Below are 13,325 nucleotides of genomic sequence, written 5' to 3' on the forward strand. Positions count from 1 at the left end.
TATGGCTGCTACTGTTAAAATATGCGGTTTGATGATGCCGCAAACGATTCGGAGTATCGCTCAATTGCCGATAGATCATATCGGGTTTATTTTTGCCAAAAGCCGCCGGCAGGTCACACCCGAGCAAGTCGGAGAGATGATCCGTACTTACCGAGGTGAACGTCCGGACGGGACTCCGCTTATGTTCGGCGTATTCGTGAATCCGTCGTTCGAGCAGTTGGAGATGACGCTGGCTGAAGCTCCGCTCGATGTCGTTCAGCTGCACGGGGAGGAAACGCCGGAGTTTTGCCGGAAAGTGAAGGAAACGTTAGGAGTCAAGGTGTACAAGGTGTTCTCCGTAACCGAAGAGACAGGGTCGTCGCCGCGCGAGCAGCTGGAAATCTACTTGGGCTCAATCGACGGCATCCTGCTGGATACGGCAGGGGGAGGCACCGGCAAAACGTTCGATTGGGAACGTATTCCGGATTACTTGCCGGTGACGAGAGAGGCGGGAATTCCGCTCATCGTTGCAGGCGGCCTTCATGCGGACAATGTCGCGGAGCTGCTGAGCCGTTACCGTCCGGACGGCGTCGATATTTCCAGTGGCGTGGAAACGGACGGAGTGAAGGACGTTTCGAAAATTACAACGTTTGTCGAAAGGGTGAAAGCTTGTGTTTAATGCGAATGTGCCGGACGAATACGGCCGCTTCGGAAAGTTCGGCGGCCGTTATGTGCCGGAAACGTTAATGAACGCGCTCATCGAGCTGGAGGAAGCTTTTAACACATATACCAAGGAAGAAAGCTTTATTCAAGAGGTCAACTACTTGCTTCACCGCTATTCGGGCAGACCGACCTCGCTCTATTACGCGCAGCGGCTCAGTGAACATTTGGGCGGCGCGAAAATATACCTGAAGCGGGAAGATTTGAACCATACGGGCGCGCATAAAATCAACAATGCGATCGCACAGGGAGTACTCGCCAAACGGATGGGCAAAAAGAAAATCATCGCGGAAACCGGCGCTGGCCAGCACGGAGTAGCTACCGCAACCGTAGCCGCGCTGCTCGGGTTCGAGTGCAAGGTGTTCATGGGCGAAGAGGACATGAAGCGCCAGCAGCTCAACGTGTTCCGCATGAACCTGCTCGGCACGGAAGTCGTTCCGGTTACATCGGGCACCCGAACGTTAAAGGATGCCTGCAACGAAACGCTGCGTTACTGGGTCAGCCACGTTGACGATACGTATTACATTCTCGGATCGGCGACAGGCCCTCATCCGTATCCGCAAATGGTGCGCGATTTCCAGCGAATCATCGGGGACGAAGCGCGCAAGCAAATTCTCGAGCAGGAGGGCCGTTTGCCGGATGCGGTCGTGGCGGCGGTCGGCGGCGGCAGCAATGCGATGGGTATCTTTTATCCGTTTGTCGGCGATGCCGGCGTTCGGTTGATCGGTGCGGAAGCGGCCGGCAAAGGGATCGATACGAAGGAGCATGCGGCAACGATGACCTTGGGAAGCCCCGGCGTATTCCAAGGCTCGATGAGCTATTTGCTGCAGGACGAATACGGCCAGGTACAGGAGGCTCATTCGATCTCGGCAGGACTCGATTATCCGGGCATCGGACCGGAGCACGCCTATTTGAAAGATACGGGCAGGGCGGAGTACCATCCGATCACGGATAAAGAAGCGCTTGACGCACTGCAGCTGCTCAGCCGCACCGAGGGCATCATCCCGGCGCTAGAGAGCGCGCATGCGATCGCACAAACCGCCAAACTGGCGCCTTCGATGGGGAAAGACCAGATCATCATCGTCAGCTTGTCCGGTCGCGGCGACAAAGACGTGGAAGCGATCATGAAGTACGTGAATCCTTCCGAAGCTAGTTTTGCTACGCAAAACTTTAAGGGGGTGACAGGACATGACGCTCACTAATCAAAACCGGATTGACCGAAAATTTGCCGAGCTGAAGGCGCTCGGCGAGCCGGCCTTCATTCCTTTTATTACGATAGGCGATCCGGATCTTCGCACATCCGTCGACATTATTAAAACGTTGGAGCAGGCCGGAGCGGCGATCGTCGAGCTCGGAGTGCCGTATTCCGATCCGCTTGCGGATGGCCCGGTCATTCAAAGATCGTCGATGCGCGCGCTCGGCAAGCACCAAATCAGCGTGCGCGACTGCATCGAGGCGGCTAAATTGGCGCGGAGCGAAGGCTGCCAGCTGCCGTTTATTTTGTTCACTTACTACAATCCCGTACTGCAGTTCGGATTGGAGAAATTGTTCCAAACGCTGGCCGACAGCGACATCAGCGGGATTATCGTTCCCGATCTGCCGATGGAGGAAGATGAGGAGGTCCGCACGGTTGCCGAGCGTTTCGGCATTCATATCATTCCGCTGGTTGCCCCGACCTCCAACGCAAGAATCCATAAAATCGTCTCCCGCGCTTCGGGATTCGTTTACTGCGTGTCCTCGCTCGGCGTTACCGGGGCCAGAACGTCGTTCCACAGCGGCATCGACGAATTTATCACCACGGTGCGCAAATCGACCGATTTGCCTGTGGCGGTTGGCTTCGGCGTTTCGACGAACGAGCAGTTCGCGCGTTTTTCCAAAACGTGCGACGGTATCGTTGTCGGCAGTGCGCTCGTCCGGCAAATCGAAGAGGCGCTTCCGCTTCTTGAATCGGAAGCGACATATCGGCAAGGGCTATTGCAAATTTCGAATTTTGTGAGAGAATTAATAGGAAAATAACGTGAGGCTTTAAGATAATGTTGTGAAAAAAGACGGTTGCGGACATTTTCAACAACCGGCTTTTTTTCGGCTTTTATCAAAAGAAGCATCGCAAAAAACCAGAGGTGACCCGCATGCAACCGAAACAACATATTATGCATTTGCCGGTATATCAGCCGGGCAAACCGATCGATGCCGTAAAACGGGAGCTTGGACTGACGGAAGTGATCAAGCTCGCATCCAACGAAAATCCGTTCGGATGCTCCCCGAAGGCGAAAGAAGCGATCGTCGCGATGGCTGACCAGACGAGCATTTATCCGGACGGCGCCGCCGTTGAATTGACGGAGGAAGTAGCAAAGTTTTGGAACGTCGATACGAACCAGATCATTTTCGGCGCAGGCTCGGACGAAGTTATTTTGCTGATCGCACGCGCATTTTTCGTTCCCGGTGACGAGACAATCATGGCTACGCACACCTTCCCTCAGTACAAACACAACGCCGAAATCGAAGGGGCGAAGATCGTCGAAGTGCCGCTGGATGAAAACGGCAATCAGAACCTGGACGCCATGCTGGCCAAAGTGACGGACAAAACGAAAATTGTCTGGATCTGCAACCCGAATAACCCGACGGGCACGATGCACACGCATGAGGAAATCGCCAAATTTATGGCCGCCGTACCAAGCAGTGTGCTTGTCATATTGGACGAAGCTTACGCGGAATATAACACGACCGGACAATATCCGGACGGACTCGCACTTTTAAGACAATACAAAAATATTATTCTTCTACGTACTTTTTCGAAAATTTACGGTCTGGCCGCGCTTCGTATCGGATACGGCATCGGCCATCCGGACGTGATCCGTTCCGTCAATCAGGTGCGAGAGCCGTTCAACACGACCAGCTTCGCGCAAAAGGCGGCATTGGCGGCGATCCGCGACCAGGCTTTTATCGATTCGTGCCGCGAGCAGAACGCAGCCGGCATCCGCTACATGCAAGCGGAATTCGATAAATTGGGTCTGTCTTATTTTGAAGCTCACGGCAACTTTATCATGGTCGATGTAAAACGTCCGGCGGGTCAAGTATTCGAAGCGCTGCTGCGCAAGGGCATCATCGTTCGCGGCGGGCACCAACTCGGATTCCCGACGAAAATCCGCGTCACGGTCGGAAGCCAGGAACAAAACGAAAAATTCATTGCCGCACTGGAAAGCGTACTGAAAGAAGTTCCCGTCCAGGTGTAATGCTGCAAAAAAAGGTTGATTATTCCATGAAAATAACTATTTTCGGAGTCGGACTGATCGGCGGCTCACTGGCCCTTTGCTTTAAAGGCAAGCCCGGTCTGCATGTCGTCGGTCATTCGAACAATCCGCAATCGGTGGAAAAATATATGAAACGCGGCGTCGTCGACTATGCGACGACGTCGATGGAAGAAGCCGTGCGGGACGCCGATTTTATTTTTCTCGGCGTTCCTGTCGGTAATCTGGAAGAATACATGTGCAAGCTGAAGAAGCTTCCCCTCAAGCCGGGCTGCATCGTCACCGACGTCGGCAGCACGAAAGCGTCGATCGCTGCTTGCGCGGAAAAGCTTGAGCTCGGTAGCGGCGTCCATTTTATCGGTGGACACCCGATGGCCGGCAAAGAGAAATCCGGCGTTGAGGCGGCCACTTCGCGTTTGTTCGAAAACGCGTTTTACGTGCTGACCCCGTCCACAGATACTCCGCAAGACGCCTATGACCGGCTGGTCGACCTGCTGCAGCATACGCGTGCGCACATCGTCAAAGTCGACGCCAAACTTCATGACGACATCGTCGGCGCGATCAGCCATTTGCCGCATATCATTGCGGTTGCCCTCGTCAATCAGATCGCGAAGTATAATGAGCAAAATCCGCTCTACCGCGATCTGGCCGCAGGCGGGTTTCGCGATATTACGCGGATTGCGTCCAGCGATCCGATTATTTGGCGCGACATTTTGATTAACAACCGCGATATTATGCTGCGACTGCTGAACGATTGGAACGGGGAAATCGAACGGTTTATCCGGCTTCTGGACAATATGGACGGTGCGGGGATCGAGGAAGAGTTCCGCAAGGCGAACCGGTTCCGCAGCGAACTGCCCGAACGCCGCAAAGGCATGATCACGTCGGTTTACGAAATTTACGTGGACGTTCCCGATGAGCCGGGCATCGTCGGGCGGATCGCAACGCAGCTCGGAGATCACCGGATCAACATCAGCAACATCCAGATTATCGAAAGCCGTGAGGACGTGCCGGGAGTACTTCGGTTGTCTTTCCGCGACGAGATTCAAATGGACAAGGCATTCGAGCTTCTGAAATCGCAGTATTCGGTGCACATTTAATTTTTTAAAAATTAATAAAACGTTTACAAAAAAATGTTGACAAAATGAAAACGGATTCATATAATAAAAGTACAGTATGGTTTCTCTCCACTCCTATCCGAATTCTACACACTCCTTCATGAGTGTGGGCCACCTTTCTAAGGTGGCTATTTTTTTTTGTAAATGCAGCCTGGAAAAGGTTATGATATGTTCAGGAAGGGGGAAGCCGAAATGAATGAGCAGGATGATCAGCTCACATCGAACAAAAAAGCGATCGTCAATCACGACGAAGCGTTTAAGAAGCTGCTGCAGACGTTTTTCAAGGAATTTATCGAATTGTTTTTTCCCGGATTGGACCCATTGCTTGATCATACCCAGACACGATTTCTTATGCAGGAACTGCTCGTCGATATAGTCGGTGAGGAATCACGCAGCCTGGACTTGCTGTTGGAAACCCGTTACAAAGCTCTTGATGCGTATGTACTCGTTCATTTCGAGCCTCAGTCCTACAAAGACACGGATTTCCACGAAAGGATGTTTATTTATTTCAGTCGCCTGTTCGAAAGGCATCGGAAAGAACATAAGCTGATAATTCCAATTGCGATTTTTACGGCCGACGAAGCCAAGGATGAACCGGATACTGTGTCAATGGCGATTCCGGAGCACGATATTTTGCGATTTCAATTTTTGAAGGTCGAGCTGCGAAGCAAGAACTGGAGAACATTCATCGAATCGGATAATCCGGTGGCCGCTGCGCTGCTTGCAAAAATGGGGTATAATAAAAGGGAGAGACGGGACGTTAGACTGGCCTATTTGCGGATGATTTTACGGCTCCGCAAGAAGTTGGACGACGCTCGGCTGGCGTTGATTATGTCCGTGGCAGACTTGTATTTTAAACCTGATAAAGAAGAAGAAGAAGCGATACTTCGGGAGCTTCAGCGACAATTTCCGGAGGAGGGGAAGCTGATCATGGAACTTATGCCTGCGTGGAAACGATGGGGATACGAAGAAGGTATTGAAGAGGGAATTGAAAAAGGAATTGAAAAAGGAATTGAAAAAGGAAGAGAAGAGATCATTAGGAAATTGCTCGACAAAGGATTTTCCCCTGAAAAAGTGGCGGAGACGATTGATATATCTGTAGAAGAGATTCGCAAGCTAATCCAACAATAATTCAAGTGCCAACAATATTTGTTTTAAACAAATAAAAGAGATTGCATATTTAGAAACAAAACTCTAAATATACAATCTCTTTTTCATTTGGTAAAATAATGAAGGAGATTAATACCAAGTATCCGCGGGGGCCGATTTTCTGGTACGATCGTCTGCCTTTTCCGCAAAGAGCTTCGTTAGAGCGTGTTCCTCAGCAGCGGATAACGAGAAAGAAGAAAGCCACTTGCGATCCTTGAGCCGCTGAATGATTTGCTGAGAATCCATCTGTTTCAACTCGTAAACAACATGTTGGAGTCCTGAAGAAAAAATAGCGGTTTGCATAAGAATCACTCACTTTCCGACAAATTTTTACAGGTCTTGCTCTTTTATTATTCACGGAAAATATGGAAAAAGCAAGGGGAATCTTTTAATGAGTTCCGTTTTTTTTACGAGAATGGTTATTGTTTTACTAGTTTCGCTGCAATTATGGTTTAGTTATATTAGTTTTCAGTATCCATATCTCGGCATATTGCTTCAGCAAAACCAGAGCAAAGATTGGATCGTCCGAAAACTGGAGTTTTCCAGCGCCAGCTTAAATTTGAATCTCCAGCCTGGCGATGTTGTTAAACTAATCAACGGAGAAACGGTCGATCGATTTTTTACAGTACAAAAATGGGGAAGTATTGAGCAGGCAAATAGTATTGCAATAGAGCGAGACGGTCAAACGATCGAAGTAGAAACTAGAAAAGCAAATACTTCTGCTCATGTTGATGTTTTTCCTATATTCGGAGAGATTTTATGTATTTCATTGGCGATTCTGCTGTATACAAAACAGCGTTATTCTCGGTCGGCACTTTTTCTATCATTATTATTTTTGGACATCGCATTCATTTTCGCAAGCCTCGGTGCTTCCCAAAGGGGAGATACGCTCGGAAAAGTGGTAATCAGTACGTTAATGATGGCATTGCCGCTATTATTCCTTCAATTTCTTATAGTACTGATGCGAGAAAAAGGAAACACTATTATTACATTCCCAACTCGTCTACTTAGATATGGCTATTACTTTGTCATTTTTGCATTTTCAACAAGAATTACGTTTTTTTTGCCAAAAATCACGAATCTATTTTACGAGCCTAGTACTAAATTAGTTATCGCCTTCTTTTTGCTCGGAATCGTGGTCAATCTTCTATTTCTATCTTACCTCTATTTCAAATACCGAAAAGAAAACTCTTACGCGTCGACCATCATCAAAACGGTCTGGTGGTCATTTATCGTCTCTTTCTCTCCTTTTGTTTGTCTGAGCTTTATCCCTCAGCTGCTATGGAGAGACGATTTCGTAAGCTCGCTGTATACAGGCTGGTTTGTGCTGATTCTGCCGATCTCATTCGCGTACCTGATCATGTCGAAGCAGCTGTATGATATTCAGCTCGTGCTGCGTCGGCTTGTGTTCACAATGATCCTGTCCGTCATTCCAAGCGGAATCATTACAGGACTTGCCGCGGTGATCTTTGAACGCGATGCCTCGCCGAAGCATCTGGTTTTCATCTTTTTTCTTACTCTGATCATACTCACTTTCGTTTTGTATTCGCTCGAATACTTCGCTACGAAGCTGGAAGCGGTCATATTCCCACGCAAACATAACCTGCAGCTGGCATTGAAAAAAATTTCCACCAACCTGCAGACGATTTCCAGCTTCCGGGAGCTGAAGGAAATGATTTTGACCGATATCGTTCAGACCTTGCAGGTTTTCGGCGGGGCGCTAGCGTTTCAATATAAAGATACGATCGAAACGATTTGCGAAGGGGAAATCAGGGAAAGAGACGTCGAGGCGCTTATTCGCAGCGGCACCGGGACGGAAATGTATACGTGTCTGGAGATCAATCGACATGAAGAATTTACGAGTTATCTGGTTATGACGAGGAAAAAGACAAATACGCTTCTTGGCAAGGAAGAGGTGCAGTGGCTGACTTTAATAGTTTCCTATCTCGCAGTCAGTCTGGAAAATATGCATCTGATCCGCAAGCTGAATATGAAGCTTCGGAAAGTTGCCGCTTATGTGCCAAACGAACTGACGGGGCAGGATTTCATTTGGTACCGCAAGCTGATGTTCGAGCTGCAGGAGACGGAGCGCAGCAGAATCGTAACCGAACTGTACGACTCGACCATGCAGGACTTGGATCTCCTTAAGCAGCGACTCGCTTCGGCAGCCGGAAGCGGCACAATCCCGCCAAAAGAAGCGAAACAAGTCCGCAGCATAATGGACTATGTGGAGGTTATGCAATCGAACTTGCGCCATAGATGCTTTGAGCTGTACCCGAGCCTGCTGAGCGAGCTTGGTCTGATCCGGACGGTGAATAAATTGATGGAGGACGAAAGAGCAGCCTGCCCGTTCGAACTTGACTTCAGCGCCGATAACGCCGAAGCGGTTGAGGGGTGGGACATGGACACGAAACGTCATCTGTACCGCATTATCCAGGAGCTGCTAAGCAACGCAAAAAAACATTCGAAAGCGACTATAGTCACGTTTCTACTGCTCGTTATAGATAATGAAGCTCATCTCCATTATCACGACGACGGTATTGGCTTCGATCCGGTGCGCATCGAAACGGGGAAGCTGAGCGCTTCCGGCGCCGGGCTGGCGCAGATGAGAAGCCGTGTTTTGCATCTGGACGGCCATCTCGAGTTAAAAACGAGCGAAGGCTGCGGGCTTCGCATGCGTATTATTGTGCCGCTGAACGGCAAGATTTCGGCAGTAAGCTGAGGCAGGGAGAGGGAACAACGTGCGAAGCGAAATAATAGAAGTCATGAATGAGCTCTTGGATGAATATGTAAAAGCGGAGCCGTTAAATGCGTTGCTAAAATCGTTTATCGCGGACAAAGCGGCGGAGCATAGTATATGGGGAGACATAACGGAATACAGCCACCGCATGTTGGGGGGAGAATCTCCATTTATTAGAGAAATTGCTGCTCTTACGGAGCTCTTGATACTTACACTGGACATTGTGGACGACGTGCAGGATCGCGATAACATGGAGAAGCCGTGGATGCGGTGCCCACAGGAACAGACGATTAACGCGATACTCGCGTTTCTGATGGGGTTTATGGGAAAACTGGGGCAACTGGTCGAGCACTCGCCGCAAACGGTTCCGATGATTCAGGAAACGGCCCGCATCGTATCGCGCGCCATCGACGGACAACATAAAGATTTGCTCGGCCACTGCGTCGAATCGGAGCAGGATTACATAGCAGTAGTGCAAGAGAAATCGGGTTCATTAATTCGGCTTGCTTGTTATATGGGAGGCTTCGACGCACCTCAATCCGACGCCGCAGCGATCAGGCTCATGAATGAATTGGCCGACTGCATCGGGATTATGGCACAGATCAATAACGATGTAAAAGATGTGCAGCGGTACGATTTGAAAAACGACCTGTTGCACAAGAAGCGGACGCTTCCGATCTTGTATATGCTTGCCCATTGCGACGGGAAGTTCCCGGCATTGAAGCTGTTTTACGAGGGGAACATGTCAACGGAGCAGTTTTTGCGCCATAAGCCGGAATGCCTTGCGTTCGTCGCCGACTCCGGCTGCATCGAATACTGCCGCATCATCCAGTCGTTATATTACAATCGCGCCGAAGAGCTTTTCTCCAAGATCCCGGGCCGTTCGCCATGGAAAGAGAAGTTTCGGGAAACCACATTTGCTTCCTACGCATTGGATTCCTAGAAGTATATTTGTAATCGAATCTCATATAAAATAGAATAGATGTATGCCCGTATATAACTGTCGAAAAAAGCAGGATTTTTGCGTGTCTTTAACGAATGCTTTATTGACGGCTTGTCAGCTTTATCTTACCTGAAAATTTGCTGAAAACTTTTTAACATACGAGCGCAACTTTTTCCTCCCGGATAGGTAAAACTATGTGAATCACTGGGAGAGCATACGGAATCACGAGGAGGGTCGTAGGTAGAATGACCGATTCCCAGTTGATTAGAGAAATCAAAGACGGTAACGTTCAACTATACAACGAACTCATGCGCCGGTATGAACGAAAAATTCTCGCTTTCATCTATCATATGCTGAAAAGCGCCCAGATGGAGTCGATGGCGGAGGATCTGTGCAACGAAACGTTTTATAAGGCTTACCGAAGCCTGCATTCGTTCCGCGAGATCGAGGCAACTTTTTCCACATGGCTTTATACGATTGCGAGAAATACCGTGCTGAGCGAGCTTCGTAAAAATAAAACAATGAAAGTCTCTTTGGAACAAAGCGGCCACACGCCGCAGACGGACGTGGAGACGCTCCCCCTGCAGACCGTGCTGCGTAACGAAAAAGTGTCCATGGTACGGGATGCCATCAACAATTTGCCGGAAAAACAGCGGTCCGCACTCATTTTACGGGAATACGAGCAGCTCGATTATCAAGAGATTGCGGGGATTCTCGGGCAAACTGTCAGCTCGGTCAAATCGCTGCTGTTTCGGGCGAGGGCGAGCGTGAAGCTGCAGCTGGAGCCGTATTTTATGGAACCTATTTTTGAAGAGTATGAAGGGATGAATCAGCGATGAAATGTGAGGACATTCAAGAGTTGTTTGGAGTGTATTGGGATTTGCCCGATACCGATCTGAAAAAACAATGCGTGAATGAACATATAAAACATTGTCCCGCCTGCGCCGAAGAGTTTAAGATGTGGCAGGAGAGCGCGGAGCTAATCAAATTTGCCGCAGAAGGAACGATGCTGGAAGCAAGCACGCCGATTTCTTCCAGCGTTATGAAGCGGATCTACGAGGATGAGAATTGGAAAATGCCGGTTACGGACCGGATGTATGCCATCTCCTTCAAAATGCGGCGAAATTTTACGGCGGTCATCGCGTTTTGCCTGGCTTTGTTTATGTTCAGCTTCCTGTATTCCATCGTCCATGAGCAAAAACCTGAAACCCAGATGTCCGCTACCGACACTTCCGTATTCGGTCGTATCGGCGAACCGGTAGTCGTCGCCAGCAGCAAGCAGGAATCGATGAACGTACATGCGATGCCTTCCGCTGTGGCCAGTTTGAAAGGATTTAACGAGCCGTTTACATACCAGGTCGGACCGATTCATACGTATCGGGACTACATGCTGGCTCTTTCGCTGATCGGCATGACGGCAACGCTGCTCATCATGAACTGGCTGTCGCGGACGCGATCTTAAACGAACGAGATGCCCCTTCCAAAGGGGCTACTTTTTTTGGGACAAAGGAGAAGTCGACAATATGACAACGGTAGGACTCATTCGCCACGGCACGACGGAATGGAATTTGCTGGGACGCATGCAAGGACAGCTCGATACCCCGCTGGCCGAGGTAGGCATCAAGCAGGCGGAGGCCCTGGCACGCAGGCTGAAAGACGAATCTTGGGACGGGATCATTACGAGCGATTTGATTCGGGCGCGGCAAACGGCGGACATTATTGCAAGCGAGCTGCAAATTCCGATCTGGGCCTATGAGCCGCGCATGCGCGAGAGATCTTTCGGGCAAATCGAAGGAACGACGGAGCAGGAAAGGATTGAGCGATGGGGTGACAATTGGCGCCAGCGCGAGCTCGAGCTCGGGATGGAGCCGGACGAGCAGCTGCTCTCCCGCGGGCTGACGGTGCTGGAGGACGCTGCGGTTTCCTACCCGGGGCGACGGGTGCTTGTGGTAAGCCATGGGGGGATGATCGTGCCGCTGCTGAAGAAGCTGACGGGCGAAACGCTAAGCGACTTTTTGAAAAATACGTCCCTCAGCGTGCTGCAAAAAACGCAGATCGGTTGGAGTCCGCTTTTACTCAACTGTACTAAACATCTCGATGCGCTGGAATAATCGGTCCTTTCTTCAAAAGTCCAAGCTTAGGCAGCTTGGGCTTTTTTTCTTGGCGTCACGTTTATTTCCTCCGGATGGTTCCCATAATGGGAAGTAGAAACGATTATCGCGCAAGCGCCACGCAGGGGGTACGGCAATGAACTTGGCGGACATGCTCAGCTATGCGGACATTCACGAGTTGAGCCGAATTGCGAACAATTACGAATGCGAATGCAACGGACACTCCAAAAACGAGCTGATCCAGTCCATTTTGACTACGGTGAACCGGAGGGACGTGTTTGAACGGCTGGTTGAGAATCTGGGGATGGAGGATATTCGTTTTTTAAATTCGCTGCTGTTCGACCAGAGGAGTTCGTTTAGTCTCGAAGAGCTTATTGCTCGCGTGCAGCAAAGCAGGTTTCAAAAAGATGCAAACGATAACTGGAACCCGCGGGACATGATCACGAGATTTAAGCAGCGCGGCTGGCTGTTCAACGGCTACTCGCAGCAAACGCGGTATTTGTTCCAGGTGCCGGCGGATTTGAAGAAACGGTTCGGTGACGTGCTCGCCAAACATTTTCGCAAAAGCCTGGTCACGCTCGGGGAACCGGGTGTATATCGCGACGAGCAGAAGCTGATCGTGGACGACATATACCATTTCCTCCATTACCTTTATCAGCAGCCGGTTGCTTTGACTGCGGAAAGTTATATGTATAAACGTTCGCTGCAGCAGGTGCTGGACCGGTTTTCCGTCAAGGAAGAGCCGGTCGGCAAAACCGCGTGGCGGTTCGGCTACGGTCGGATGTTCAGGGAATACCCGAGCCGTTTTTCGCTCATCTATGATTATTGCTACTATCACGACCTGATCAGCGAACATAATCAGACGCTGACGTTGACCGATTTGGGGACGGCGAGGGTCGTGGAGGGATACAAGGAAGATTTGCTGCAAGTGTACCGTTTCTGGCTCAGGCTGTATAAAAATCCGGTGCCCAATGTTCAGGCTCTGGTGCAGTGGATCGACAAGCTGACCGGCGAGTGGACGACTTACGATTCGCTGCAGCAGGTGCTTGTTCCGCTGATTCGCCCGTTTTATTACGACACTCCGGAATCGATTCTTGAGACGAGGATCGTACAGATGATGATGCATTTGGGGCTTTTGCGCATCGGCGAGGACGGGCAGCACGGCAAGGTGCTGCGAATCACGAAGCTCGGCTCCGGGATCATTCAAGGAACATACGTGGCCGAAGAAGATAGAGTAGCGCTCCCCATTGACAAGCTGTAACGGGATTGCTACAATCACTCCAATTTCAAGCCGGCGATGGGCCGGCAAATATTGGA

Annotated in this window: 12 protein-coding genes; all 12 read left to right on the forward strand. The window is 50.1% G+C overall.

Annotation, left to right across the window (positions count from 1 at the left end):
• The first annotated feature begins 1 nt into the window (after position 1).
• The 12 genes from MYS68_RS08605 (at position 2) to MYS68_RS08660 (ending at position 13,269) form a co-directional block, all read left to right on the forward strand.
• Positions 2–658, forward strand: coding sequence for a phosphoribosylanthranilate isomerase (locus tag MYS68_RS08605; RefSeq protein ID WP_248925438.1), 657 nt, complete (start codon positions 2–4; stop codon positions 656–658).
• Positions 651–1,901 (forward strand): tryptophan synthase subunit beta, encoded by a 1,251-nt coding sequence (gene trpB, locus MYS68_RS08610; protein ID WP_248925439.1) that lies wholly within the window; start codon positions 651–653, stop codon positions 1,899–1,901. The genes MYS68_RS08605 and trpB overlap by 8 nt, the downstream gene beginning before the upstream one ends.
• Entirely contained in the window at positions 1,888–2,715 is an 828-nt protein-coding gene (trpA, locus tag MYS68_RS08615) for a tryptophan synthase subunit alpha (protein WP_248925440.1), read from the forward strand. Before trpB ends, trpA begins: the two co-directional genes overlap by 14 nt.
• Before the next feature lie 113 nt (positions 2,716–2,828).
• Positions 2,829–3,932 (forward strand): histidinol-phosphate transaminase, encoded by a 1,104-nt coding sequence (gene hisC / locus MYS68_RS08620; RefSeq protein ID WP_248925441.1) that lies wholly within the window; start codon positions 2,829–2,831, stop codon positions 3,930–3,932.
• 26 nt (positions 3,933–3,958) lie between these two features.
• Positions 3,959–5,047, forward strand: a complete 1,089-nt coding sequence (locus MYS68_RS08625) for a prephenate dehydrogenase (protein WP_248925442.1) — start codon at positions 3,959–3,961, stop codon at positions 5,045–5,047.
• A gap of 210 nt (positions 5,048–5,257) precedes the next feature.
• Positions 5,258–6,196, forward strand: coding sequence for an Rpn family recombination-promoting nuclease/putative transposase (locus MYS68_RS08630; protein WP_248925443.1), 939 nt, complete (start codon positions 5,258–5,260; stop codon positions 6,194–6,196).
• Between the two features lie 1,081 nt (positions 6,197–7,277).
• Positions 7,278–8,936: a sensor histidine kinase gene (locus tag MYS68_RS08635; protein WP_248925444.1), complete on the forward strand. Its 1,659-nt coding sequence runs from the start codon at positions 7,278–7,280 to the stop codon at positions 8,934–8,936.
• A 19-nt stretch (positions 8,937–8,955) separates the two neighbouring features.
• Entirely contained in the window at positions 8,956–9,897 is a 942-nt protein-coding gene (locus tag MYS68_RS08640) for a polyprenyl synthetase family protein (protein WP_248925445.1), read from the forward strand.
• A 245-nt stretch (positions 9,898–10,142) separates the two neighbouring features.
• Complete coding sequence (locus tag MYS68_RS08645) at positions 10,143–10,736, forward strand: RNA polymerase sigma factor (protein WP_248925446.1); 594 nt, start codon at positions 10,143–10,145, stop codon at positions 10,734–10,736.
• Positions 10,733–11,359: an anti-sigma factor family protein gene (locus tag MYS68_RS08650; protein ID WP_248925447.1), complete on the forward strand. Its 627-nt coding sequence runs from the start codon at positions 10,733–10,735 to the stop codon at positions 11,357–11,359. Before MYS68_RS08645 ends, MYS68_RS08650 begins: the two co-directional genes overlap by 4 nt.
• Positions 11,360–11,420: 61 nt before the next feature.
• Entirely contained in the window at positions 11,421–12,008 is a 588-nt protein-coding gene (locus tag MYS68_RS08655; RefSeq protein WP_248925448.1) for a histidine phosphatase family protein, read from the forward strand.
• 136 nt (positions 12,009–12,144) lie between these two features.
• Entirely contained in the window at positions 12,145–13,269 is a 1,125-nt protein-coding gene (locus MYS68_RS08660) for a hypothetical protein (RefSeq protein ID WP_248925449.1), read from the forward strand.
• Positions 13,270–13,325: the final 56 nt, after the last annotated feature.

This window comes from Paenibacillus hamazuiensis (assembly GCF_023276405.1).
Lineage (GTDB): Bacteria > Bacillota > Bacilli > Paenibacillales > NBRC-103111 > Paenibacillus_AF > Paenibacillus_AF hamazuiensis.